Raw genomic sequence first — 24287 nt, 5'->3', positions numbered from 1 at the left:
CGGCGGGTTACGGCCCAAAAAACCGAGGACGACATCATGAGGAAACCCTTCTACAAGATCCTGTACGTGCAGGTGCTGTTCGCCATTTTCGTCGGCATCCTGCTGGGCCATTTCTGGCCCGACACAGGCGTTGCCATGAAGCCGCTCGGCGATGGCTTCATCAAGCTGATCAAGATGATCATCGGGCCCATCATCTTCTGTACCGTGGTGACCGGCATCGCCGGCATGAGCGACATGAAGAAGGTCGGCCGGGTCGGCGGCAAGGCGCTGCTGTACTTCGAGATCGTGTCGACGTTCGCGCTGCTGATCGGCCTGGGCGCGGCGCACCTGCTCAAGCCCGGCGTGGGCTTCAACATCGACCCGGCCACGCTGGACACCAAGGCGATCGAGCAGTACGTGTCCAAGGCTCACGGCCAGAGCACGGTCGAGTTCCTGATGCACATCATCCCGGACACGATCTTCAGCGCGTTCTCCAACGGCGACATCCTGCAGATCCTGCTGGTTTCGCTGTTCTTCGGCGCCGCGCTGGCCGCCATCGGCGAACGTGCCCGCATCGTCGTCCAGCTGATCGAGCAGGTGTCGAAGGTGTTCTTCCACATCGTGCACGTCATCACCAAGGTCGCGCCGATCGGCGCGTTCGGCGCGATGGCCTTTACCATCGGCAAGTACGGCCTGGGCTCGCTGGTGCCGCTGCTCAAGCTGATCGGCACGTTCTACTTCACGGCCATCGTATTCGTGGTGTTCGTGCTGGGTGCGATCGCGCGCGCGACCGGTTTCAACATCCTGCGCTTCATCTCGTACATCAAGGAAGAGCTGCTGATCGTGCTGGGCACGAGCTCGTCCGAAGCCGCGCTGCCGCACCTGATGGAAAAGCTGGAAAAGCTCGGCTGCTCCAAGTCGGTGGTCGGCCTGGTCGTGCCGACCGGCTACTCGTTCAACCTGGACGGTACCAACATCTACATGACCATGGCGGTGATCTTCATCGCGCAGGCCACCGGCATCGAACTGACGCTGTTGCAGCAACTCACCATCCTCGGGGTGGCCATGCTCACGTCCAAGGGTGCCAGCGGCGTGACCGGCGCGGGCTTCATCACGCTGGCCGCGACGCTGGCCGTGGTGCCGACCATTCCGGTGGCCGGCATGGTGCTGATCCTCGGCATCGACCGGTTCATGAGCGAATGCCGTGCGCTGACCAACATCATCGGAAACGGCGTGGCCACCGTGGTGGTCTCGGCCTGGGAGCACGAGCTTGACCGCGCCCAGCTCAAGCGCACGCTTCAGCAAGGTGGCGAGGATGAGGCAGAACTCGCCGACGCCGGCCAGAACGTCTGACGCCTCGCAGGCAAGCGGCCGGCCCGGTGGGCCGGCCGCGCCGCAGCGAGTATCATCGGCGCGACAGCCTTCGCGCGCGCCGATGCCCCATTCCGACGACTTCCTCGCCGTACATGACCCCGCCGCCGCCCAGGCGGCGCACGAGCCCGGCAGCGAGAACCGCCGCTGGTGGGGCTTTGCCGTGGCACTGGCGGCCGGCCTCGTGCTGCTATGCGCGCTGACGTGGCTGGTATCCGTGCAGCGCGGCCTGGCAACACTGCAGGAAAGCACCGCTACACGCGCCGACCGCTACGCCGCCACGCTCGAAAGCACGCTCGACCGCTACGAATTCCTGCCCGCGCTGGTATCGCTGCACCCGTTCGTGCGTGGCCTGCTGCAGGCGCCCGATGATCCCGCACGCGTCGCTGCGGCCAACCATTATCTTGCTGAAGTCAACCGCCGCTCGCATGCGTCGGCCACCTACGTGATCGCCACCAACGGCATCGCGCTGGCCGCCAGCAACGCCGGCGAGCCCGGCAGCTTCGTCGGCACCGACTACCGCTTCCGCCCCTACTTCCAGATCGCATCGCGCGGAGAGATGGGGCGCTTCTATGCGATCGGCATCACCAGCGACGAGCCGGGCTACTACATCGCGCAGCCCGTGGAGTCGGGCGGCAAGGTGATCGGCGTGACGGTAGTCAAGCTCAACCTGGAGTGGTTCCAGCGTGCCGGCGGCGGCAGCGCCGAGCCGCTCATGGTCAGCGACGACCACGGCGTGATCTTCCTGTCGTCCGTGCCTGCCTGGCAGTACCGCACGCTGGGGCCGTTGCCGGCCGAGCTGCACGACGAGCTGGGCAAGACCCGTCAGTATCACGACCGTGATGTCACGCCGCTTCCGCTCGAACCGCTAACCTCGCCGGTCACCGAGTGGCTGGCCTCCAGGGCGCTCGACCCGGGCGCGCGCCTGGTGCGTGTGCGCGCCGACGGCCCCAACCCCGACGGCAGCGAGCGCGCGGACCGCTACCTCGAACTCGGCCGCAAGGTGGGCCCCGCGGAGTGGACCATGCAGGTGATGGCACCGCTCGACCCGGTGCTGGCCAATGCGCGCAATGCCACCGTGGCAGCGGCGCTGGCCTACGCGTGCATTTGCCTGCTGCTGGTCAATTGGCGTCAGCGCCGCCAGCGCGCACGCGACATGCTGTACAGCCGCCGCCTGCTCGAAGCCGCCTATGACGAGCTTGAGCGGCGTGTCGAAGCCCGCACGGCCGACCTGATGGCCATCAACGAAAAGCTCGAAGAAGAAGTCGCCGAACGCACACGCGCGGAGAGCGAGTTGCGCGCGGCACAGGACGAACTCGTGCAGGCCAGCAAACTCGCTGCGCTGGGTCAGATGGCCGCCGGCATCACGCATGAGCTGAACCAGCCGCTGGCCGCGTTGCGCACGTTCTCCGACAACACGCGCGTGTTGCTGGAGCGTGGGCAACTCGCCGCTGCGGAAGGCAACCTGTCCGCGATTGCCGACCTCACCGAGCGCATGGGCAAGATCACCGGCCAGCTCAAGCTGTTTGCCGGCAAGGCGCGCCCGCCGCGCCGTTCGGTGCTGGTCAGCGCCGCGATCGAGCACGTGCTGGCCCTGCTGGCGCCGCGGCTGACCGGCGTGACACTGCATGTTGATGGACTCCACGCACTGCCCAACATTGCCGTGCGCGCCGACGAACTCAAGCTTGAGCAAGTGCTGCTCAACCTGATCGGCAATGCGCTCGATGCCATCGCCAGCGCGGCGCCTGCGCAAGGGCGCATCGACGTTTCCGTCAGCGCCGACGCAAGCGCGGTGACGATCCAGGTGCGCGACAATGGCACGGGTATCTCGCCGGAAGACCTGCCGCGCCTGTTCGAGCCGTTCTTCACGACCAAGGAAACCGGCCAGGGGCTGGGCCTCGGCCTGGCGATCTCCTCGTCGATCGTGCGCGAGTTCGGCGGACAACTCAGCGCCGCCAATGCTGACGGCGGCGGCGCGGTATTCACCATCGTGCTGACGCGCGCACCGGTCGACGCCGGCGCAGGCGTCACCCAGACACATTGAGGCATCCCATGCAAGACGGTTTGCGCGTCCTCTTCGTCGAAGATGAACCGCTGGTGCGCCAGGCCACCGCGCAAAGCCTGGAGCTGGCCGGCTTTTCCGTGCTCGCGCTGCCCACGGCCGAAGCTGCCCTGCCCCACTTGAGCGCCGATTTTCCGGGCGTGCTCGTGACCGACGTGCGCCTGCCCGGCGCGAGCGGTCTCGAACTGCTGCATCACTGCCGCAACGCCGCGCCCGGCGTGCCGGTGATACTGGTCACGGGACACGGCGACATCACCATGGCGGTGCAGGCCATGCGTGAGGGCGCGTACGACTTCATCGAAAAGCCCTTCGGCGCCGACCGCCTGACCGAGACCGTGCGCCGCGCCATCGAACGGCGCGGGCTCGAACTGGAAAACCAGGCACTGCGCCGCGAACTGGCGGGGTCGGCCGCCGGCACGCGCATCATCGGCCGCTCGCATGCGATCGATCAGGTACGTGGGCTCGTGGCCAATGTCGCGGCCACCGACGTGCCGGTCATGATCAACGGCGAGACCGGCACCGGCAAGGAACTGGTCGCGCGCAGCCTGCATGCGTTGTCCAACCGCGCGGACGGCCCGTTCATCGCGCTCAATTGCGGTGCCGTCCCGGAATCGATATTCGAAAGCGAGATGTTCGGCCACGAAGCCGGCGCTTTCACCGGCGCCGGCAAGCGCCGCATCGGCAAGCTCGAACATGCGTCGGGCGGCACGCTGTTCCTCGACGAGATCGAAAGCATGCCGCTGGCGCTGCAGGTGAAGCTGCTACGCGTGCTGCAGGAAGGTACGCTGGAACGGCTCGGGTCCAATGCGTCGGTGAAGATCGACGTGCGCATCGTAGCCGCCGCCAAGGGCGACATGGACGCCTTGGTCGCGCAGGGCGTGTTCCGGCAGGATCTCTACTACCGCCTGAACGTCGTCACCATCGCGCTGCCGCCGCTGCGTGAGCGGCGTGAAGATATCGTGCCGCTGTTCGAGCATTTCATGCTCGTCGCGGCGGTGCGCTATCAACGGCCTGCGCCCATTCTTTCGGAGTCGCAGCGCCAGGCGCTGGCGCAGCGGCCGTGGCCCGGCAATGTGCGCGAGCTGCGCAATGCGGCTGACCGGCTAGTGCTGGGCGTCCCCGAAGGCGGGCAGTCCGGGGCGACCACGGCAGCACCGGATGAGAGCGCGCCGCTGCGGGAGCGCATGGAGCACTTCGAGCGTGCCGTAATCGCTGATGCGCTGGCCCGCACCGGCGGTGCGGTCAGCCAGGCGGCAGACTTGCTGCAGGTCGGCAAGGCGACGCTGTATGACAAGATCAAGCGTTATGGCTTATAGGAAACCTGCTACATAACCTGTCTCAGGGTTTTCACTACGCTGCCATGTCAACGTCACAATCGGCGACTATATTTCGTGTGCGGTTGCGGCATTGGCAGGTGCCATGACTGCTTGCTTCTTTTATGAGTCTTCGTGGTAGTTGATGCCCCGCGTTTCTGCGGGGCGTTTTTTTGAGGTCTCAGCTGCACCTGGGACATCGCTCTTCGCTCGCGCCAAGAACGACACCCTGCCCCAAGCTCCCCCTCAATTCCCCAAAAAATCCACGACCATCCGATTAAACGCCTCCGCATGCTCCCACTGCGCCCAGTGCCCGCAGCGATTGAAGATATGCATCTGCGCATTCGGAATCCCGGCGATCAGCCGCAGCCCGACATCCATCGGCACGAAGCGATCGTCACGCCCCCAGATCACTAGCGTCGGCGCCGTGATCTCGCCCAGGCGCGAACCGTAGTCGGTGAACTGCTTGGGATTCGCCGCCAGGCTTTTCACGAAATTCTCGAGGTGGTCGCGCCGCGCCAGCATATTGTCGAGCCGCGCCTGCATCAGATCGTCAGTCAGTGAACTGGCGTCATAGACGAACACATTCATCATGCGCTTCAGGTTTTCGATCGACGGCTCGCGGTACAGGCCGTTGAGCAGCTTGATGCCTTCCGTCGGCATCGGCGCGTACAGGCTCGGGCCGCCGGTGCCACCACCCATCAGCACGAGCTTGCCCACACGCTGCGGGTTGGCAAGCGCAAATGCCACCGCGCTGTGACCGCCCATCGAGTTGCCAAGGATGTGCACGCGTTCGATATCAAGTTCGTCCAGCACACCCTTGAGCACGCGGCCATTGAGTTCCGAACGCGAGCCCGCGTTGACGACAGGATCGCTCTTGCCCCAGCCCGGGCAATCGACCAGCAGCACGCGATAACCGGCCGCGACCAGCGGCTCGACATTGCGATTGAAGTTGGCCCAGCCGGTCGCGCCGGGACCCGAGCCGTGCAGCATGACGACAGTCTCGGCACCGGCGCCGGTGTCGTTGCAGTGGATGCGGAATTCGGTATCGCCATCCTTCACGGTCACGAAACGGCTTGTGCCGGCTTCGGTGATGGCTTGTACGTTCGCTTGCATGTTGATCTTCCTTGCTCGACTGAATCTGTAGGGAATGGAATGTGCTGACAGTGCGCCGCTCACGCGCCGCGCCCGCCTGGAACTGCCGCGCCGGATGCCAGGCGCGGCGAGAATGAACCCACCACCGCCAGCGCGGCGAGTGCGGCGATGACGATCAGCGGAATGCTCGCGGCTACCAGCATCGACGCACTCTGGCCCAGCGCGAACAATTGCCCGGCGACGAGCGGCCCGAGGATCGAGCCCAGCCGGCCGATTGCGACTGCGGCGCCTACGCCTGTGCCGCGCACCTGCGTCGGATAGGCCTGGCCGGCCAGCGCGTACAGCACCGACTGCCCGCCCACGAGGAACAGGCCGCAGAAGAATGCGCCGACCGCCATCGAAGTACTGCCGCCCGCGCCGGACAGCCCCGCCAGTGCGGCGCCGATGCCCACGTACATGCCGACCACCGTGAGGCGGCGGCTGAAGCGGTCCATCACGTTGGCGATGCCCACCGCACCGATGCCGCCACCGATGTTGAACATCATCATTGCGATGCCCGCCTGCGTTCGTGTCAGGCCGTTGGACAGCACCATCGAGGGCAGCCAGTTCATCAGGAAATACAGCACGATCAGCGTGCCCAGATAGCTGATCCACAGCGCGAGCGTGGTACGCGTACGGCCGTCGTCGCACAACGCCTCGACAAAGCCCGGCGTGGCTTCGGTGCGCTTCACCGATTGCGACTTTGCTTCGACGAACTGTGCCGATTCGGACAGCCACAGCGCGAGCAGCGGCACCATCAGCAGTGGCCCGAAGCCGCCCACGTAGAAGATGTGCCGCCAGCCTTCGTCAGCGGGGCTGACGATCCCGATCGCGGCGGCGAGTGCTGCGCCGAACGGCATGCCGCAGTACATCGCGCCAACGGCGGTGCTGCGCTGCGCGGGCGACGCTGCTTCCGAGCACAGCGCGATCAGGTTGGGCATGGCGGCGCCGAGGCCCAGGCCCGTCAGCAGGCGCGCGGCCAGCAGGCTTTCAAAGTTCCACACGAGCGTCGTCGCCAGCGAGAACGCGCCGAACAGCGCGACCGACAGCATCAGCACGCGCTTGCGGCCCAGCCGATCGGCCAGCCGGCCGCCCAGCGCCGCGCCCGGCAGCAGGCCGATGGCGCCGGCGCTGAAGGCCCAGCCCATCTGCGCCACCGACAGCGAGAACTCCTTTGCAATGCGGGGCGCGGCGACGCCGGCTGATTGCAAGTCAAGCCCCTCCAGCAGGGCGATGGCCAGGCACAGGCCGATGGTGGTGATGCTGCTTGTTGTGCTGCGCCCGTTAGCGCCGCTGCTGTTTGATGGTTGCATTCTTGTCTCCGCTTTTGTCTGTGTGTGCCGCTCTTGGTGACGGCTTATGCGGCGAACGTCGCGCGGACGCTGCCGAGTCCTTCGATTTCGGTGGTGTAGGTGCCGGGCTCGGTCACGGCGACCATCGGGCCGAGCGCACCGGTCAGCACCACGTCTCCAGCACGCAGCGGCGTGCCGAGCTGCACCATGCGATCCGCAAGCCAGACCGCCGCATTGAGCGGGTTGCCGAGGCAGGCCGCACCGTTGCCGCGCGACAGCACTTCTCCGTCGCGCGACAGCGTCATCGCGCATGCAGTGAGATCGACGGCGGACAGCGGCACCGGACGGCTACCGAGCACGAACAGCGCGCTCGACGCGTTGTCGGCGACGGTATCGACAAAGCGAATGTCCCAGTTCTGGATGCGGCTGTCGACGACCTCGATTGCCGCCAGCGCGTAGGCGCTCGCGCGCAGGATGTCGGCAAACGTATGACGCTCGTGCGTCAGGTCGTGCTCGAGCACCAGTGCGATCTCGGCTTCGACCTTCGGCTGGATCAGGCGCGACAGCGGCATCGGCTGGCTGTCGCCATACGCCATGCTCGCGAACAGCGCGCCGAAGTCGGGCTGGTCGACGCCGAGCTGCTTCTGCACGGCCAGCGAAGTCAGGCCGATCTTGCGGCCGACGATGCGTTCGCCTTGTGCGAGGCGCGCGTCGACGTTGGCCTGCTGCACGGCATACGCGGTGGCGATGTCATCGATCGCGATCTCGCCACGCACCGGCGCGACGGTCTGGCGCGTGGCCTCGGCATCGCGCAGGCGTGCTGCGATGGCGTTGACGAAATTAGGTTCAGTCATCGGGGTTCTCCTTGATCGGGTCAGACCGCTGCAGGCTCGGCATGCATGGTGGCGAAGCCCGCGATCCACTCAGGAATCGCGCGGTAGAAATCGAGCGATGCGCGATACGGCCCGTACGCAGCCAGCGCACCGAATGCAGCCACCCACGTGCGAATCTCGTGCGCCGACTTGCCGCCGTCGCGCGTGATCGCGTCGTTGGTCATGCCATCGACGGCGGTGAGTTCACCGGAAGCGAGCAGCGACAGGAATGCGCGGTCCCACTCGGGATTGAGCGGATGCAGGTGGCTGTCGCCCGCGACGAAAGCCTTCGCGGCGGCAACAGTGCGGGCCTGGCGCGCGGCGCGCGATTCGGGCGACGGGTTGCGTCCTGCGATCAGGCGTTCGGCAACTTCCTCGCTGGCGCCGGCCAACTCCGGCACCGGCGGCTCATGCGAGATGCCGCCAGAACCGACCACCAGCACACGCTTGCCGGTACGCGACAGGAAGCGGCCGACCGCATCGCCGAGCAGGCGCGCGCGGCGCAGTGTCGCCATCGGCGGCGCCACGGAATTGATGAACACGGGGATGACCGGATAGCGATCCAGGCTGCCGGTCAATGCCGCGAGCGCATCCGCGCAGCCATGGTCGACCTGCATGCGGTGCGACAGCGCGACATCGATATCGGCGGCCATCACGCTTTCGGCCAGCGACAGAGCGAGGTCCGCCGGCACAGGCAGCTTGCCGGCCAGGCTCTTGAAGTCACCGATCGCGGTGGCGGCTGCGCCGATGCAGAACGGCGGCATCACGTCATAGAAGAAGCCGTTGAAGTGGTCCGGCGCAAAGACCACGACCAGTTCGGGATCGAATGCACGCACGCGATCGCGCGCCGCAGCCTGTACGCGCTCGACCTCGGCGACGACTTCGGGCGCGGGGTCGACGTAGCCGTGCAACGGCGTATGCGACAGACATTCCAGTTGGATCGGCATCTTCATGCTCCTGCTGCCTGGGTAACGGTGACGGGGTCGAGCACGGGGCGCGACGTCTTGGAAGGGGTAGAGGCCTCGGCATAAGGCGGCACCTCCGTCATGCCGAGCTTGCCGGCGAGTTCAGTGATGGCCTCCGACACCTGCTGGGGCGAGCACACGCCCGCAACGAAGCGATCCGGACGCAGCAGGACCACCGACTGCGGCAGGCGGCTGAACCATTCCTTCAGGCGGCCGCTTGCATCGCCGATCGCGATCACCCCATCGGGCACGTCGTCGCCGTGACGCAGTTGCACATCAGGCTTGGCGAGTACGAAGCGCATGCCGGCCTTCTCGGCGAGCGCGCGTGCCTGCGGCGTCAGGCCGAAGGTCGGATCGGTGCCCCAGCCGATCACGGCAAAACCATTGCCGATGGCGTCGTCGAGCAGCGCGAGGCGATCATCGGCAGTACGTACGCGCGGCTGGATGAACATGCGGCCCACGGGCGAGCCGGCCAGCGGATCCTTGCCATACACCAGGCGACCGAGGAACGACTCGCGTTTCTCGCTCATCAGGCCAAGCAGGCGTCCCGGTGCCGAGTTGCCGGCGCGTTCCAGCATGCGGGCGAGCCAGCCGCCGCGATGTTGCGGCGGCGGCAGCAGCACCACGCCTTCCTCATAGCGCGGCATCGGCTTGAACCGCATCTCGATGAAGTAGCGCTTGACCGCGGGCAACACGTTGAAGCTGCGCACGAAGGCGTCGCGGAAGCGCACGCCGAAGCGCGTGTTCGGTGCGAAGATGTCGCCTGCCACTTCGGACAGGTGGATCATCGAACGCGCATGCGCACGGCGTTCGGCTGTGTAGGTGTCGAGCAGCCGGCCATCGGCAAGGCCCTTCGCGACCATCGCGAGCTTCCAGCCTAGGTTGTTGGCGTCGCGGATGCCGCTGTTGTAGCCCTGCCCTTGCCACACCGGCATGATGTGCGCGGCGTCGCCAGCCAGCAGCACGCGATCGACGCGGAACGTCGAGGCGAGCCGGGCGTTGTGTGTGTACACGCGCTTGCGGATGTAGTCGACCTTGTCCGGATCGGCCACCACCTTGCGGATCAGCGCGGCCATGTTCTCGGGCTTCGACAGCTCCTCTTCGGTCTCGCCCGGCATCACCATGAACTCGAAGCGGCGGATACCGTGCGGCAGCGCGGCCGAAACATAGGGGCGCTCGTGATCGCAGTGCATGTAGATGTGCGGCGAACCGACCGGGTCGTTGCGCACGTCGACGACGATCCACTGGTTCGGCTTGGTACGCCCTTCGAACGGCACCTGCAGCGCGCGGCGCACAATGCTGTTGCCGCCGTCCGCGCCGACCATGTACGCGGCGCGGATCGTGCGGCGCCGGCCGGCGCTGGTGGTCACCTCGACACTGACGCCGTGGCCGTCCTGCGTGAACGCCTCGACACCGTGGCCGAACAGCACCTGCACGTGCTCGAAGCGCTGCAGGCCCTCGAACAGCACGCGGTCGGCCAACGGCTGGATGAACGCATTGCGGCGCGACCAGCCGAACTCGTCGGTGCGCGGCTCGATGGACGCGAAGCAATGGCCGTCCTTCGTGACGAAGCGCATCCAGTGGTCAGGCGTGGTGTGCGGCAGCAGCGTGTCGGCAAGCCCGATCGCCTGGAACACGCGCAGCGCTTCGTCGTCGAGGCCGATGGCGCGCGGATAGTCGATCAGTTGGTCCAGCTTTTCGACGACCGTGACGCGCACGCCCTGCAGGCCGAGAATGTTGGCGATCATCAGCCCGACCGGGCCCGCGCCGATGATGGCGACGTCGGTATCGACATCGGGAAGACGGTCGGCGTGTACCGTCTGCGTGGCCGTGGTGTTCATAGGTCTCCTACTGTGCAAGGCACGAGCGCGCCCCCGCGCCGCTGTGGCGCGTATTGGCTCTGCTGCGATGAATTGGAATCAGGTGGCCGGCGATGCCGGCTGGGGTCAGGCGCCGGAACTGCGGCGCCGGCGACGGATCAGGCGGGTCATTGGGGGCGTCTCCGTGGATTTGCGATTTTCAGAGGAGTCTAGGCATCCGCCAGCGCGCGCTCAAACATTTCTATAAAATGTGCAAGGAGTGCACATCTTTGATTTTTAAGGATTTTCGATGACCAAGTACGCCAACGTGCGGGGGTTGTCACGCGGCCTGCAGGTGCTGCGGGCGCTCAATGCCATGGAAAACGGCCGTGCCACCAGCCAGCAGCTCAGCGAGGCCACGGGCCTGCACCGGACCACCGTGCGGCGTTTGCTGGAAACACTGGTCGAAGAAGGCTTCGTGCGGCGCAGTACATCGGACGACAGCTTCCGCCTGACACTCGACGTGCGCGCGCTCAGCGAAGGCTTCACCGACGACGAACGCATCGCCACCATCGCGCCGCCGATCATGGGACGGCTCCTGCAGCGCGTAGTGTGGCCGTCCGACCTGACCACGCCCGACGGCGACGCCATGATCATCCGCGAAACCACGCACCGCTTCAGCCCGCTGTCGTTTCACCGCTCCATGGTCGGCAGGCGGCTGCCGATCCTGCTGACCTCCGCGGGCCGCGTGTATTTCTCGATGTGCCCGGATGCCGAACGCGAAGACATTCTCGAAGTGCTGCGCTCTGGCGCGGGCGGCGAACAGCAGTTCAAGCTGGCGATGGATGACGCGTATATCCGCAACCTGATCCGGCAGACCCGCAAGGATGGATTCGGGTCGAATCATGGTGACTGGGCGGATCAGAAGAAGATCGGGGCGGTGGCCGTAGCGATCCAGGCGGAGGGGCGGGTGCTGGCGAGCCTGAATGTCGTTTATCTGGAGCAAGCGATCAGTCCGGCAGAGGCGACGCGGCGGTTTGTGCCGGAGTTGCAGCAGGCGGCGAAGGAGATGGTAGCTGCGTTGAGCGCGTAGTCGCGGCGTAAGCCGCCCCGCGGTTGCGCACCGCCCCGACGATTCCCCGATTTGGCGTAGATTGACGCTTCTAGCCCCTGCAATCGGAAAATCCCTATAATCGAACGACCGTTCATTTCAGGGTGCCACCGGCGCCCGCACGTGGCTCAGGAGACATCATGCCCGCCGCAAGACAACTGCCTCAGGCGCTCCAAAACCTGGCTCTTCCCGTCATCGCCTCGCCGATGTTTATCGTCAGCTATCCGGAACTGGTGCTGGCGCAGTGCAAGGCTGGCATCGTCGGTTCGTTCCCGGCGCTGAATGCGCGCCCGGCGGAGCTGCTCGACGAATGGCTCACGCAGATGCAGGAGGAGCTGGCCAGCTTCCAGGCCGCCAATCCGGGCAAGCCGGTCGGCCCGATCGCGGTGAACCAGATCGTGCATACGTCCAACGCGCGCCTTGAACACGACGTGAAGGTCTGCGTGGACCACAAGGTGCCGATCTTCATCACGTCGCTGCGCGCGCCGGTCAGGGAGATGATCGACGCCGTGCACAGCTACGGAGGCATCGTGCTGCATGACGTGATCAACCTGCGCCATGCCGAGAAAGCGCTCGAAGCGGGTGTCGACGGGTTGATCCTGGTCGCCGCCGGCGCGGGCGGCCATGCCGGCATGCTGTCGCCGTTCGCGCTGGTTGGCGAGGTGCGCAAGATCTTCGACGGCCCGATTGCGCTGTCAGGGTCGATCGCCACCGGTGACGCCGTGCTGGCGGCGCAGGCCATGGGCGCTGACTTTGCCTACGTGGGCACGCGCTTCATTGCCTCGCAGGAAGCGCACGCGAACGAAGCGTACAAGCAGTCGATCACCGATTCGGCCGCCGCCGACATCATCTACACCAACCTGTTCACGGGCGTACACGGCAACTACATCCGCGAGAGCATCGTCGGTGCCGGCCTCGATCCGGAGAACCTGCCGGTGGCCGACAAGACCAAGATGGACTTTTCCAGCGGCAGCTCCAAGACCAAGGCGTGGAAGGACATCTGGGGCGCCGGCCAGGGCGTAGGCCAGATCCACGACATCCCGCCCGCTGGAGAGATCATCGCGCGCATGAAGACCGAGTACGACGCCGCCAAAGCGCGGCTGGGTATCGCGCGCTAAGCTTGCCCCCAGCCGTTGCAGCCCGAGCCCCGCAACTCCCCTGCCCCGAATCTCGCTGCCGCGGTCGAACTGAGCCGCCGGCAGCGGCTGCTGCGCGCAATGTGGGTGACGCTGGGAGCGTTGAGCCTGCTGCTCGGGATCATCGGCATTTTTCTGCCGGTGCTTCCCACCACGCCGTTCGTGCTGCTGGCTGCGGCCTGTTTTGCACGTGGGTCGGAGCGCTTTCATGGCTGGTTGCTCGAGCATCCGCGCTTCGGGCCGCTGGTCAGCGACTGGCAGCGCCATCACAGCATTCCGCTGCGCGCGAAATGCCTGGCACTCGTGATGATGTGGACGTCGATGAGTGCCACCGCGTGGCTGATGCGTGCGCGGCCTCTGGCGTCGGCCGCCCTGATTGCGTGTGCGGCCGCCGTCAGCATCTGGATGCTGCGCCTGCCCACCCGGCCGCCGGGCGGGCACGGCAATTAAACCGCTAATCGTAGCGGCGGGCGTCCTCGATTACCTTGCCGTCCTGCGGCAATGACCCTGCCTGCACGAACGCCACCTCGCCGCGCAGGCGCATCACTTCGCGCAACGACTCCGCCACGGCCTGCTTCAGCCCGTCGTCGTCGCGAGCGGCGTCGCAATGCAGCGTCATCACGTCGGCACCCATGGTTCCGGTCACGACCAGCCGCGCAGCCCGGATTTCCGGATGGCGGCGCAGCACGTCCGCGACTTGCCCCGGATGCACGAACATGCCCTTGACTTTGGTAGTCTGGTCGGCGCGCCCGAGCCAGCCCTTAAGGCGGATATTGGTGCGCCCGCAAGGGCTCGCGCGATGCGAAGAATCGGCGACGATCGCCGACAGGTCGCCCGTACCAAAGCGGATCAACGGATAGTCGCCATTGCCGAGCACGGTCACCACGACCTCGCCGGTCTCGCCTTCGGGCATCGGCCGCGTGCCGCCCGGTTCGACGATCTCGACGAGCACGTTTTCATCGACGACCCATCCATCGCCGCCGTCCGTTTCGTAAGCGATGAGTCCGAGATCGGCCGAGCCATACATCTGCTGCACGCGGATGCCGCGCTCCTGGAACCAGCCGCGCAGCGATGGCGGCAATGCCTCGCCAGAGACCAGCGCTTTGGACAGGCTGTGGCATGGCGTGCCCATTTCCGCGCCACGCTCCAGCAGCAGCTTGAGAAACGACGGCGTGCCCGCGTAGGCGGACGGCTGCAGGCTGGCCAGCGCCTGCACCTGCGACTCGGTTTGTCCGACACCTGCGGGGAACACGCAGCAGCCGAGCCGATGCGCGCCCGTCTCCATCATCATGCCGGCCGGCGTGAAGTGATAGGAGAAGGTGTTGTAGACCAGTTCGCCAGCGCGGAACCCAGCCGCGAACATGGCGCGTGCGATACGCCACCAGTCGGCGTCGTGGCCATCGGGCTCGTGGATCGGGCCCGGCGACTGGAAGATGTGGCGCAGGCCGCCGATCGGCGTGGCATTTAGGCCGCCCAGCGGCGGCATGGCCTTTTGCCGCGCGGTCAGGTCCGACTTGCGTGTTACCGGCAGCGCGGCCAGCGCTTCGCGCGTGGTCAGCGTGGCGGGATCCACGTCGCGCAGAAGTTCCGCGAAGTAAGGCGCATGCGCACGGGCATGGGCTACCTGGCGGGACAGTGCGGCCAGCAGCGCCTGCTCGCGAACTTCCGGCGCACGGGTTTCGAGCGAATCGAAGTATTCAGGCATGGTGGGATACGACGAATAAGTTCGGTGAATTCGGCGGGTGTTGCGCCCCTCTTCCGCTGAGGGGACGTGGCAAGCAACCGGAGTGCGTCACGCCAGCCAGCGCTTTCTGCGGCGATAGCTCTTCACATCGCGGAACGACTTGCGCTCTCCACCCTCCGCGTCGTTGGCGGCCACGCCAAGGTAGAACTCCTTGACGTCCTCATTGGTGCGCAGCGACTCGGCGTCGCCGTCCATCACCACGCGGCCGTTCTCCAGGATGTAGCCGTAGTCGGCATAGCGCAGCGCCACCATGGTGTTCTGCTCGGCCAGCAGGAAGCTGACCTTCTCACGCGTGTTCAGGTCGCGCACGATCTCGAAGATCTCCTCGACGATCTGCGGCGCGAGGCCCATCGACGGCTCGTCGAGCAGGATCATCGCGGGCTTGGCCATCATGGCCCGGCCGATCGCGCACATCTGCTGCTCGCCGCCGGAGGTATAGCCCGCCTGCGACTTGCGGCGCGTCTTCAGGCGCGGGAAGTAGGCGTAGATCTTCTCCAGCTCGTCGCGCGTTTCTCCGCGCGACAGGCCGCGCGTGTAGGCTCCGGTCAGCAGGTTCTCTTCGATGGTGAGGTGGGCGAAGCAGTGGCGGCCCTCCATCACCTGGATCACGCCACGCCGGACCAGGTCGTTCGGCGTGAGCTGGTCGACGCGGTCGCCGCGGTATTCGACCGAGCCCTTGGTGACGTCACCGCGCTCCGCATGCAGCAGGTTGGAGATGGCCTTGAGCGTGGTGGTCTTGCCCGCACCGTTGGCGCCCAGCAGCGCGACGATCTTGCCCTCCGGCACTTCGAGCGATACGCCCTTGAGCACCAGGATCACGTGATCGTAGATGACTTCGATATTGTTGACGGAGAGAAGGGTCATGGTACGGCTCTCAAATGTCTGGGGCCTCTCCGCCCGTGCACGCACGAGCGGAGAGCACACAACTGGCAGCGTTCACTGCCGCAGCAATCACGACTTCATGCACCCCGGCGTGATTCCCTTCTCCTTCGCGTACTGCGCCGCGGTCGCCTTGAACAGCGGGTGGATCAGGTTCTTGTTGCCTTCGATCCAGTCGGACACCACGACCCACTTGGTGCCGTCCCACTGCTGGATCTTCACCTTCCCCGAGCCCTCATGGTTGTCGCAGCTCGTCTTGATCTCCGGCAGCAGGCCGGTCGCCCCGAGCTGCTGCAGGCGTGCGTTGGTCAGGTTCAGGTTCTCGAACGCCCAGCGCATCTGATCGCCGGTCATCGGCTTGCCCTTGCCGAACTTCTCCTGTGCCACACGCACCGCCTCCACGGTCACCACAGCCGCGGAAACACCACGGTTGTAGAGCACCGAGCCAACCTTGTTCTTGTCCTGCATATTGCCCTTGCCCGCGCCGTACACCACCTTGTCGATGTCGGCGATCAGCGGCACGCCGCGGCCCGCCACGTTCCAGGTAGCGCTCATATAACCCTTGGCGGCTTCGCCGGCCGGCACGGTGTCCTCTTCGGAGCCCGCCCACCACGAGCCGATCATCTTGTCACGCGGGAAGCCCACCTTCTGCGCTGCCTTCAGCGCGGTCTGGTTCATCACGCCCCAGCCCCAGAAGATCACGTAGTCCGGGTTTTCCTGGCGGATCTTCAGCCACTGCGCGCCCTGCTCGTTGCCTGGGTGCGCCACCGGAATCTCCACCAGGTTGAACTTGCCCAGCTTGGCCTCGGCCTGCAGCGCGACGATCGGTTCCTTGCCATAGGCCGAGTCGTGGTACAGGTAGACGATCTTCTTGCCGGCGAGCGAGCCGCCATTCTTGGTCGCCAGGTATTTCACGATGGCCGACACCTGCATCTGGTAGGTCGTCACCAGCGGGAAGGCATAGGGGAACACAGAGCCATCCACCGCATCGGTGCGGCCGTAGCCCATCATCACCAGCGGCACCTTGTCGGCCGCGGTCTTGTCGACCAGCGCGTACGAGATGCCCGTCGACATCGAGTGATAGGCGGTGCCCTTGGTGGTGGCGTTTTTCGCCTTCAGGCGTTCATAGCACTCCACACCCTTGGCGTTGTTGTATTCGGTCTCGCACTCTTCCCAGCTCAGCTTGACGCCGTTGACGCCACCGTCCTTGAGGTTGACGTAGTTCAGGTAGTCGACGAAGCCGCCATACCAGGACTGCCCGTTGGCGCCATACGGGCCTACGCGGTAGCTCGGCAATGCCACGAACTGCTCGTTGGCCTGCGCCAGTGCGGATGCCGCCGGCGCCATCAGTGCGGCCGCGGCGCTCGCGGCCAGCACGGCACGCTGCACATTGCGAATCAGGGTTGTCATGACAGTCTCCTTCACCTTGGCAGGTGCGTTTGTTATGGGGTACCCGTTGGATCGAACTACGTCAGAAAACGATAAGCGGTGCGACGGTCAGTGCGGGAACGGCCACAGCCTGAGTTTCTCCTTGGAGATCTGCCACAACCGCGCAAGCCCGTGCGGCTCGACGATCAGGAAGAAGATGATCAGGCCACCGAACACCATCAACTGGATATGCGACACCGTGGCATTCGTGAACGGCAGGTGCAGCAGCGATGCGAGCGGCGGCAGCACGTTGTCCAGGAAGATCGGCAGCAGCAGGATGAACGCCGCGCCAAGGAACGAACCCAGGATGCTGCCCACGCCGCCGATGATGATCATGAACAACACGCGGAACGACAGGTCCAGCGAGAAGCCGTCCGGCTCGACCGAGCCGAGATAGCAGAACGCATACAGCGCGCCGGCCACGCCGCAGTAGAACGAGCTCACGGCAAAGGCCAGCAGCTTGGTGCGCATCAGCGGAATGCCGATGACTTCCGCTGCCACGTCCATGTCGCGCACCGACATCCATGCACGGCCCGTGGCCGAGCGCACCAGGTTCTTGGCGATGAACGCCAGTACGGTGACGAGGGCCAGCACGAACAGATACTTCTTCACCGGCGTGTCGATGGCGATGCCGAACAGGTCCAGCCGCTGCGCCGTGATCACGCCCGACGAGCTGTTGTTGGAGAACCAGGGGAACTTGGTCAGCGCCCACACTACGAAGAACTGCGCGGCGAGCGTGGCGACCGCGAGATAAAAGCCCTTGATGCGCAGCGACGGCAAGCCGAAGGCCACGCCCACCACCGCCGCCGACAGGCCGGCGAGGATGAAGGTGAGCAGCACCGGCATCCCCTCGATGCGAAGCTGGAAGTTGTACGCGGCGTAGGCACCCACCGCCATGAAAGCGGCCGTACCAAGCGACAGTTGGCCTGCGTAGCCCGTGAGGATGTTCAGCCCCAGCGCCGCGAGCGAGAAGATCAGGAACGGAATCAGGATGGCCGAGAACCAGTATTCCGACCCAACGAACGGAATCACGCCGAAGGCCACCGCCATCAGCACCGCAAAGCCGATGCGGTCCTGACGGATGGGGAAGATCTGGCTGTCCGAGACGTAGCTCGTCTTGAACTGGCCGGCTTCACGATAGAACATGGAAAGTCTCCTGGAGCGTAGTCAGTTCAGACGCGGTCGATGTGCTTCTCGCCGAACAGCCCTTCCGGACGGACCAGCAGGAAGAGCAGCGCGAACACATACGGGAACCAGCCTTCGATGCCGCCGAAGTTTCCGCCGAACGCCGACTGGAACACCGGCGGGATGTAGATCTCGGCGAGCTTCTCCGACGCGCCGATGATCAGCCCGCCAACGATGGCGCCCGGCACCGAGGTGAAGCCGCCAAGAATCAGCACCGGCAGCGCCTTCAGCGCGGTCAGCGTCAGCGCGAACTGCACGCCATTGCGCGAGCCCCACAGCATGCCGGCCACCAGTGCCACAAAGCCTGCAACGCCCCACACGATCGCCCAGATATGCTGCAGCGGAATGCCCAGCGACAGCGCGGCCTGATGGTCATCGGCAACGGCGCGCAGCGCGCGTCCAACCTTCGTGTACTGGAAGAACAGCGCGAGCGAACCGACCAGCAGACCTGCGATCGCGGCGGCAGCGAGATCGAACTTGGAGAGAACGACGTTGAAGCGCGTGAGGATGGCTTCGATCGGCTCATCGACGATGCCGAGATTGATCGGGCGCACTTCGTTGCCGAACAGCAGCGGCCCCAGTCCTTCGAGGAAGAACGACAGGCCGATGGTCGCCATGAACAGCGTGATCGGCGGCTGGTTGACCAGCTTTCGCAACACGAAGCGCTCGGTGCTCATACCGACGAGGATCATCACCACGAAGGCGCCGATCACGGCGGCCCACATCGGCAGGCCCTTGTCCATCAGGCCCACCACGGCCAGCGCGGCGAAGTACACCATCGCGCCCTGCGCGAAGTTGAACACGCCGGAGGCCTTGTAGATCAGCACGAAGCCCAGCGCCACCAGCGAGTACATCAGGCCCGACAGCAAGCCGCCGAGCAGGATTTCAATGAAGAACGTCATGGCTGCGTTCCGGTGGAATCAGTTGAATGGAAAGCCGCGTGCGGGCTCAGTGCGACGTACCGAGGTAGGCCTTGATCACATCTGGATTCGCCTTCACCTCTTCCGGCGTCCCGTCACCGATCTTCTTGCCGTAGTCGAGTACCACCACGCGGTCCGAGATATCCATCACCACGCCCATGTCGTGCTCGATCAGCACGATGGTGGTGCCGAACTGGCGGTTCACGTCCAGGATGAAGCGGCACATGTCCTGCTTCTCTTCCACGTTCATGCCGGCCATCGGCTCGTCGAGCAGCAGCATCGACGGCTCGGCCGCCAGTGCGCGTGCCAGCTCCACGCGCTTCTGCAAGCCGTACGGCAGGCGCCCGACCGGCGTCTTGCGGATCGACTGGATTTCCAGGAAGTCGATCACCTCTTCCACCTTCTGACGGTGCCGCATTTCCTCGTTGCGCGCCGGGCCCCACCACAGCGCATGGGCGAGGAAGCTCGTGCGGAACTGCGTGTTGCGGCCGGTCATGATGTTGTCGAGCACGGTCATGCCCTTGAACAGCGCGATGTTCTGGAACGTGCGCGCGATGCCCTGGCGCGCAGCGGCGGTCGGATGCATCTGGCGGCGTTCCTCGCCACGGAACACGATGCGTCCCTGCTGCGGGTGATACACGCCGTTGATCACGTTCAGCATCGAACTCTTGCCCGCGCCATTGGGGCCGATGATCGCGCGGATCTCGTGCTCGCACACATTGAACGAGATGTCCGTCAGCGCCTTCACGCCGCCGAACGACAGCGAGATGTTCTGCAGGTCGAGGATCACCTCGCCGCCGGTGCGCGCGTGCTCATGCGTCTGCTGCGAATGCCGCGTGCCGGTCTGCAGGCCGAGATCAGCCCGCGTATCGGGCGCCATCGGGCCAACCGGCGCGATGGCGCCGCCACCAGGCATTGCACCGCTCGCGTCCGTACGCGCCGCGGGCATGCGGTCTGTTCCTTGCCAGGCCACTTGCGTCATGCTTTCGCTCCCCTGCTCATGCCGCGCGTGCCGCCGGCGGCAGGCGTTTGGCATCCATCAGCCTCAGCGTGGCCGACACGCTGCCCTCGCGCCCGTCCTCGAACTTGACGCGCGTCTCGATGAACTGCTCGGTCTTGCCCGCATACAGCGCATCGACCAGCACCGCGTACTTCTCTGCGATAAAGCCGCGCCGCACCTTGCGCGTGCGGGTCAGTTCGTCGTCATCCGGATCAAGCTCCTTGTGCAAAATCAGGAAGCGCGCGATCTGCGAGCCGGCCAGCATGCCGTCGTTGACGAGGTCGGCATTCACCTGTTCGACGCATTCGCCGATCATCGCGATCACGTCAGGCTGGCCCGCGAGATCCACATAGCCGGCGTACGGCAGGTGACGGCGCTCGGCCCAGTTGCCCACCGCGTCGAAATCGATATTGATGAACGCGCACACCTTGTCGCGGCCCGTGCCGAAAGCCACCGCTTCCTTGATGTACGGAAAGAACTTGAGCTTGTTCTCGATGTACTTGGGCGCGAACATCGAGCCGTCGGCAAGCTTGCCCACGTCCTTGGCGCGGTCGATGATCTTGAGATGGCCGTCGGCATCGATCACGCCGGCATCGCCGGTCATGAAGTAGCCCTCGTCGTTGATGGCCTCGCGCGTGGCATCGTCGCGCTTGTAGTAGGACTTCAGCAGACCTACGCCACGCACGAGCACTTCGCCGTTGTCGGCGATGCGGATTTCCATGCCCGGTGCCGCGGGCCCCACGGAATCGAACTTCACCTGACCATCGGGCTGCAGGCAGACATAGGCGCAGGTTTCGGTCTGGCCATAGAACTGCTTGAGGTTCACGCCGATCGAACGATAGAAGCGGAACAGGTCCGGGCCGATCGCCTCGCCAGCGGTATAGCCCACGCGGATGCGGCTCATGCCGAGCACGTTGCGCAGCGGCCCGTAGACCAGGAACTCGCCGGCGGCGTAACGCATGCGTTCGGCCAGTCCGACGTGCTTGCCGTCGAGGATGTCGGCGCCGCAGCGGCGCGCGACGTCCATGGCCCAATGGAACAGCTTGCGCTTGATCCAGCCTGCGTCTTCCATGCGGATCATCACCTGCGTGAGCAACCCTTCATAGATGCGCGGCGGCGCGAAGTAATAGGTTGGGCCGATCTCGCGCAAGTCCGTCATCACGGTCTCGCGCGATTCGGGGCAGTTCACCGTGAAGCCGGCCACCATGGCCTGCGCATACGAGAACAGGTTGTCGCCAACCCACGCCATCGGCAGGTAGGACAGCACGTCGTCCTTCGCCGTCAGGCCGTCGAAGCCGCAACCGTTCTGCGCCGAGCCGATCAGGCCCCGATGCGCGTGGCAAACGCCCTTGGGCTTGCCGGTGGTACCCGATGTATAGAGGATAATGGCCGTGTCCTCGGGCGATCCCGCGGCAATCGATGCGTCATAGAAGCCGGGATGCGCCTGGTCGAACTCGCGCCCGATTTCCTGCAGGCGCTCGTACGACATCAGCGACGGATGATCGTAGTCGCGCAGGCCGCGCGGATCTTCGTAGATCACGTGCCGCACGCTGCGGCCGGAAGCGGCAAGCTGCTCTTCGACTTCCAGCAGCTTGTCCACCTGCTCCTGGTCCTCGACGATCGCGAAGTCGATCTCCGCGTCGTTGAGCACGTAGACCATTTCATTCGCAATGGCGTCCTGGTACAAGGGCACCGGCACGCCGCCCAGGGCCTGTGCGGCGGTCATGGCCCAGTACAGGCGCGGGCGGTTGTCGCCCACCACCGCCAGGTTCATGCCGCGCGTGAATCCCAATGCCGCAAGCCCGCAAGCAAGCGCCCTGACCTCCTGCGCCGCCTGTGACCAGCTGTATGTTTGCCAGATGCCGAGATCCTTTTCGCGATATGCCGGATGCGCCGGCCGCTGCCGGGCGTGCTCCAGCAGCAATCGCGGGAAGGTCGTCGCCGACGATTCCTGCATCGCTGTCTCCTGTCCCTCCGCGGTGGGGATCCACTCGCGGTGTCAAGCGCCGGTCCGGTCGTTATACTTGGCCTGTTTTGCCTGGCGGCAGTCATGCCGCGGCGCATCAAGCCCGTCGTGCCCTGTTTGTTGTCTTGCCTTGTGGCACTTGCCGGCTCCGTGGTGAACGTAAGATAGCCGATGCCTTCCCCCCCGGTTGTCACGCCGGTGACAATTCCGGGTTAATCCCTACACAATGATTTTTTCGCCATGCTGAACGATTTTGTCGACCGTTGTGTGTGGGCCGCTGACCTCAGTGCCGAGCAGCGTGATCGCGTCCGCCGCGCGATGTTTGTTCGCGAGTACACGCAAGGCGACTACGTTTGTCATAAGGGTGAAATCGCCGAGCACTGGCTGGGCGTGCTCGAAGGCATCGTCAAGATCACTACCGTGTCGCCGTCCGGCAAGTCGGTCACGTTCACCGGCGTACCGACCGGCGGCTGGTTCGGCGAGGGCGCGGTGCTCAAGTCGGAGATCCGCAAGTACGACGTGATGGCATTGCGCCGCTCGACCATCGCGTTCCTGCCGCGCGACACTTTTCAGTGGTTGCTGGATACCAGCCTGCCGTTCACGCGTTTCCTGCTCACGCAGTTCAACGAGCGGCTCGGCCAGTTCATCGCGGCGGTTGAGTACGAACGCCTGCTCGATATCGACTCGCGCGTGGCGCGCGCAGTCTCGTCGCTGTTCAATGAGCATCTCTATCCCGGTATCGGCAACACGCTGGAGATCTCGCAGGAAGAGATCGGCCTGCTCGCCGGCATTTCGCGCCAGCGCGCCAACCAGGCGCTCAAGGTGCTCGAGCAGCAGGGCCTGGTGCGCGTGGACTATGGCGTGATCGAAGTGCTGGACCTGGAAGGACTGCGCCAGTACGGCGAGTGATGCGATGCCAGCGCGCTCCGCGATCGACAACGCCACGCTGCAGGCCTATCGCGAAACCGAGTACCGCGTGCATGGCGATGCGCCGCTGACACTGAAGATCGACGAACCGAGCGCACCGCTAGTTGCATTGCACGAACACCTGAAGGTGACATCGAGCGCGTTCATCACCGCCGCCAATCCGTTCAGCCAGCCGTGCGATGCCTCGCAAAACGACGCACGCCAACACGCGCTGGCCGATGAACTCGCGCAACTCGGCTTCGCGGCCATCCCGGGCATCGGGCAGCATCCGGGCAACGGCTGGCCCGGGGAGCCGAGCTTCCTTGTACCGGGCATCTCGCTGGAAGCCGCCCGCATGCTCGGTACGAAGTACGGCCAGAACGCCATCGTCTGGAGCGGCGCCGACGCCGTGCCGCGCCTGATCCTGCTGCGCTGAACGTGCGCCGCGCCTTTGCACGTACCATTCGCCTTCTGACCGGCGCGGCCGCTTTGGCGTCTGCCGCATGCGCGCCGCTGCCGCCTGCACCGTCCACCACGCCAGCCATCCCGGTTGCCGCCACGATCGCCGTGGTCGCGCGCGACTGGCACACCGACGTCTGCCTGCGCAGCGAGGATGCAGGCGCCGGCGTGCACAGCCTCGCCAGCGGGTTCGAGGACGTGCGCTATCTGTGCTTCGGTTTCGGCGACCGCTCGTATGTGGTCCGGCGCAATCATGGGATCGGCACCATGCTGCTGGCGCTGGTGCCCGGGCGCGGCGTGGTGCTGATGACCGCGCTGCGCGCGCCGCCGGCGGATGCGTTCGGGGCGGAGAATGTGGTGAGCCTGGCCGTCGGCGATGCCGGGCTTGAAGGACTGCAGACCTACCTGCGCAACGCCGTGGAAAGGAATGCTGACGGCGGCGCCATACCGCTTGGCGCCGGGCCCTACGAAGGCGGCGCCTACCTGTCAGCAACAGCCGCTTACAGCCTGCTCTATACGTGCAATACGTGGACAGCCAACGCGCTGCGCCATGCCGGGCTGCCGCTCGCACCCATCGCGGTCTTCGCGGACGACGTCATGATGCAGGTCAGGCGGATTGGGTCGGAACAGCAGGAGGACGGGTTGGTCCGGGTTTCGCCGCTCTCCCATCCGATGGGCGCGGAGAGAAGTCCGTCAGCCCCTGCCAGCGCTCAATAGCACGGCAACTGCGTACATGTGACCGTAGTTCCGGACGACGGCCTCGCCG

The 24287-nt window shown here is 65.4% G+C and carries 21 protein-coding genes; 9 read left to right on the top strand and 12 right to left on the bottom strand.

The features are described from left to right. The first annotated feature begins 33 nt into the window (after positions 1-33). The 3 genes from K2O51_RS13850 to K2O51_RS13840 all read left to right on the top strand — a co-directional run bounded on the left by K2O51_RS13850 (position 34) and on the right by K2O51_RS13840 (position 4728). On the top strand, positions 34-1332 hold the full coding sequence (locus K2O51_RS13850) for a dicarboxylate/amino acid:cation symporter (RefSeq protein ID WP_041679792.1): 1299 nt from the start codon (positions 34-36) through the stop codon (positions 1330-1332). A gap of 82 nt (positions 1333-1414) precedes the next feature. Further along, a complete protein-coding gene (locus tag K2O51_RS13845; protein ID WP_011296466.1) occupies positions 1415-3394 on the top strand; it encodes a sensor histidine kinase in 1980 nt (659 codons plus the stop codon). A gap of 8 nt (positions 3395-3402) precedes the next feature. Continuing rightward, the gene (locus tag K2O51_RS13840; protein ID WP_011296465.1) at positions 3403-4728 is read left to right on the top strand and encodes a sigma-54-dependent transcriptional regulator; all 1326 of its coding nucleotides are present in this window, start codon (positions 3403-3405) and stop codon (positions 4726-4728) included. Between the two features lie 243 nt (positions 4729-4971). Here the strand turns inward: K2O51_RS13840 and K2O51_RS13835 are convergent, their stop codons facing one another. From K2O51_RS13835 to K2O51_RS13815, 5 genes are read right to left on the bottom strand one after another with little or no spacing between them, the layout of a single operon-like run. Beyond that, entirely contained in the window at positions 4972-5841 is an 870-nt protein-coding gene (locus K2O51_RS13835) for an alpha/beta fold hydrolase (RefSeq protein WP_140949333.1), read from the bottom strand. 59 nt (positions 5842-5900) lie between these two features. Continuing rightward, on the bottom strand, positions 5901-7172 hold the full coding sequence (mhpT, locus tag K2O51_RS13830) for a 3-(3-hydroxy-phenyl)propionate transporter MhpT (RefSeq protein WP_220631236.1): 1272 nt from the start codon (positions 7170-7172) through the stop codon (positions 5901-5903). Positions 7173-7216: 44 nt separating this feature from the next. Then, positions 7217-8005, bottom strand: a complete 789-nt coding sequence (mhpD, locus tag K2O51_RS13825) for a 2-keto-4-pentenoate hydratase (RefSeq protein ID WP_140949334.1) — start codon at positions 8003-8005, stop codon at positions 7217-7219. A 20-nt stretch (positions 8006-8025) separates the two neighbouring features. Next, the gene (locus K2O51_RS13820; protein WP_220631235.1) at positions 8026-8970 is read right to left on the bottom strand and encodes a 3-carboxyethylcatechol 2,3-dioxygenase; all 945 of its coding nucleotides are present in this window, start codon (positions 8968-8970) and stop codon (positions 8026-8028) included. 2 nt (positions 8971-8972) lie between these two features. Beyond that, on the bottom strand, positions 8973-10829 hold the full coding sequence (locus tag K2O51_RS13815; RefSeq protein WP_140949336.1) for a bifunctional 3-(3-hydroxy-phenyl)propionate/3-hydroxycinnamic acid hydroxylase: 1857 nt from the start codon (positions 10827-10829) through the stop codon (positions 8973-8975). A gap of 268 nt (positions 10830-11097) precedes the next feature. Here K2O51_RS13815 and K2O51_RS13810 point away from each other — a divergent pair, with 268 nt between their 5' ends. The 3 genes from K2O51_RS13810 (at position 11098) to K2O51_RS13800 (ending at position 13484) form a co-directional block, all read left to right on the top strand. Then, positions 11098-11880, top strand: coding sequence for a DNA-binding transcriptional regulator (locus K2O51_RS13810; protein WP_140949337.1), 783 nt, complete (start codon positions 11098-11100; stop codon positions 11878-11880). A gap of 158 nt (positions 11881-12038) precedes the next feature. Next, positions 12039-13016 carry an NAD(P)H-dependent flavin oxidoreductase gene (locus K2O51_RS13805; RefSeq protein ID WP_220631234.1) on the top strand — a complete coding sequence of 326 codons (978 nt, stop codon included), beginning with the start codon at positions 12039-12041 and terminating at the stop codon, positions 13014-13016. 99 nt (positions 13017-13115) lie between these two features. Then, complete coding sequence (locus K2O51_RS13800) at positions 13116-13484, top strand: YbaN family protein (RefSeq protein WP_011296457.1); 369 nt, start codon at positions 13116-13118, stop codon at positions 13482-13484. Between the two features lie 4 nt (positions 13485-13488). Here K2O51_RS13800 and K2O51_RS13795 read toward each other — a convergent pair whose 3' ends face one another. From K2O51_RS13795 to K2O51_RS13765, 7 genes are all read right to left on the bottom strand, one after another. Then, positions 13489-14739 (bottom strand): phenylacetate--CoA ligase family protein, encoded by a 1251-nt coding sequence (locus tag K2O51_RS13795; RefSeq protein ID WP_011296456.1) that lies wholly within the window; start codon positions 14737-14739, stop codon positions 13489-13491. Between the two features lie 87 nt (positions 14740-14826). Further along, positions 14827-15642 carry an ABC transporter ATP-binding protein gene (locus tag K2O51_RS13790; RefSeq protein WP_011296455.1) on the bottom strand — a complete coding sequence of 272 codons (816 nt, stop codon included), beginning with the start codon at positions 15640-15642 and terminating at the stop codon, positions 14827-14829. Between the two features lie 87 nt (positions 15643-15729). Then, complete coding sequence (locus K2O51_RS13785) at positions 15730-17067, bottom strand: ABC transporter substrate-binding protein (protein WP_011296454.1); 1338 nt, start codon at positions 17065-17067, stop codon at positions 15730-15732. Positions 17068-17154: 87 nt separating this feature from the next. Next, a complete protein-coding gene (locus K2O51_RS13780) occupies positions 17155-18231 on the bottom strand; it encodes a branched-chain amino acid ABC transporter permease (protein ID WP_011296453.1) in 1077 nt (358 codons plus the stop codon). 26 nt (positions 18232-18257) lie between these two features. Further along, complete coding sequence (locus K2O51_RS13775) at positions 18258-19172, bottom strand: branched-chain amino acid ABC transporter permease (RefSeq protein ID WP_011296452.1); 915 nt, start codon at positions 19170-19172, stop codon at positions 18258-18260. A gap of 46 nt (positions 19173-19218) precedes the next feature. Beyond that, the gene (locus tag K2O51_RS13770; protein ID WP_041679450.1) at positions 19219-20172 is read right to left on the bottom strand and encodes an ABC transporter ATP-binding protein; all 954 of its coding nucleotides are present in this window, start codon (positions 20170-20172) and stop codon (positions 19219-19221) included. Between the two features lie 16 nt (positions 20173-20188). Further along, the gene (locus tag K2O51_RS13765) at positions 20189-22147 is read right to left on the bottom strand and encodes an AMP-dependent synthetase/ligase (protein WP_011296450.1); all 1959 of its coding nucleotides are present in this window, start codon (positions 22145-22147) and stop codon (positions 20189-20191) included. Between the two features lie 249 nt (positions 22148-22396). Between K2O51_RS13765 and K2O51_RS13760 the strand changes: the two genes are divergently transcribed. From K2O51_RS13760 to K2O51_RS13750, 3 genes are read left to right on the top strand one after another with little or no spacing between them, the layout of a single operon-like run. Next, positions 22397-23065: a Crp/Fnr family transcriptional regulator gene (locus tag K2O51_RS13760; RefSeq protein ID WP_011296449.1), complete on the top strand. Its 669-nt coding sequence runs from the start codon at positions 22397-22399 to the stop codon at positions 23063-23065. A gap of 4 nt (positions 23066-23069) precedes the next feature. Further along, complete coding sequence (locus K2O51_RS13755; protein WP_011296448.1) at positions 23070-23498, top strand: DUF3293 domain-containing protein; 429 nt, start codon at positions 23070-23072, stop codon at positions 23496-23498. Positions 23499-23551: 53 nt separating this feature from the next. Further along, positions 23552-24238, top strand: a complete 687-nt coding sequence (locus K2O51_RS13750) for a DUF2459 domain-containing protein (RefSeq protein ID WP_166486974.1) — start codon at positions 23552-23554, stop codon at positions 24236-24238. Positions 24239-24287: the final 49 nt, after the last annotated feature.

The sequence above is a fragment of the Cupriavidus pinatubonensis genome, assembly GCF_019602855.1.
In the GTDB taxonomy this organism is placed as follows: Bacteria; Pseudomonadota; Gammaproteobacteria; order Burkholderiales; family Burkholderiaceae; genus Cupriavidus; species Cupriavidus pinatubonensis.
This window is presented reverse-complemented; position numbering and strand designations above follow the sequence as displayed.

Excerpts from the sequence above, each read along its gene's own strand:
- K2O51_RS13835 (WP_140949333.1), bottom strand. The coding sequence starts at position 5,841 with ATGCAAGCGAACGTACAAGCCATCACCGAAGCCGGCACAAGCCGTTTC.
- K2O51_RS13760 (WP_011296449.1), top strand. The coding sequence starts at position 22,397 with ATGCTGAACGATTTTGTCGACCGTTGTGTGTGGGCCGCTGACCTCAGT.
- K2O51_RS13790 (WP_011296455.1), bottom strand. The coding sequence starts at position 15,642 with ATGACCCTTCTCTCCGTCAACAATATCGAAGTCATCTACGATCACGTG.
- K2O51_RS13820 (WP_220631235.1), bottom strand. The coding sequence starts at position 8,970 with ATGCCGATCCAACTGGAATGTCTGTCGCATACGCCGTTGCACGGCTAC.
- K2O51_RS13815 (WP_140949336.1), bottom strand. The coding sequence starts at position 10,829 with ATGAACACCACGGCCACGCAGACGGTACACGCCGACCGTCTTCCCGAT.
- K2O51_RS13795 (WP_011296456.1), bottom strand. The coding sequence starts at position 14,739 with ATGCCTGAATACTTCGATTCGCTCGAAACCCGTGCGCCGGAAGTTCGC.
- mhpD (WP_140949334.1), bottom strand. The coding sequence starts at position 8,005 with ATGACTGAACCTAATTTCGTCAACGCCATCGCAGCACGCCTGCGCGAT.
- K2O51_RS13775 (WP_011296452.1), bottom strand. The coding sequence starts at position 19,172 with ATGACGTTCTTCATTGAAATCCTGCTCGGCGGCTTGCTGTCGGGCCTG.
- K2O51_RS13845 (WP_011296466.1), top strand. The coding sequence starts at position 1,415 with ATGCCCCATTCCGACGACTTCCTCGCCGTACATGACCCCGCCGCCGCC.
- K2O51_RS13810 (WP_140949337.1), top strand. The coding sequence starts at position 11,098 with ATGACCAAGTACGCCAACGTGCGGGGGTTGTCACGCGGCCTGCAGGTG.
- K2O51_RS13780 (WP_011296453.1), bottom strand. The coding sequence starts at position 18,231 with ATGTTCTATCGTGAAGCCGGCCAGTTCAAGACGAGCTACGTCTCGGAC.
- K2O51_RS13800 (WP_011296457.1), top strand. The coding sequence starts at position 13,116 with ATGTGGGTGACGCTGGGAGCGTTGAGCCTGCTGCTCGGGATCATCGGC.
- K2O51_RS13805 (WP_220631234.1), top strand. The coding sequence starts at position 12,039 with ATGCCCGCCGCAAGACAACTGCCTCAGGCGCTCCAAAACCTGGCTCTT.
- K2O51_RS13840 (WP_011296465.1), top strand. The coding sequence starts at position 3,403 with ATGCAAGACGGTTTGCGCGTCCTCTTCGTCGAAGATGAACCGCTGGTG.
- K2O51_RS13755 (WP_011296448.1), top strand. The coding sequence starts at position 23,070 with ATGCCAGCGCGCTCCGCGATCGACAACGCCACGCTGCAGGCCTATCGC.
- mhpT (WP_220631236.1), bottom strand. The coding sequence starts at position 7,172 with ATGCAACCATCAAACAGCAGCGGCGCTAACGGGCGCAGCACAACAAGC.
- K2O51_RS13765 (WP_011296450.1), bottom strand. The coding sequence starts at position 22,147 with ATGCAGGAATCGTCGGCGACGACCTTCCCGCGATTGCTGCTGGAGCAC.
- K2O51_RS13770 (WP_041679450.1), bottom strand. The coding sequence starts at position 20,172 with ATGACGCAAGTGGCCTGGCAAGGAACAGACCGCATGCCCGCGGCGCGT.
- K2O51_RS13785 (WP_011296454.1), bottom strand. The coding sequence starts at position 17,067 with ATGACAACCCTGATTCGCAATGTGCAGCGTGCCGTGCTGGCCGCGAGC.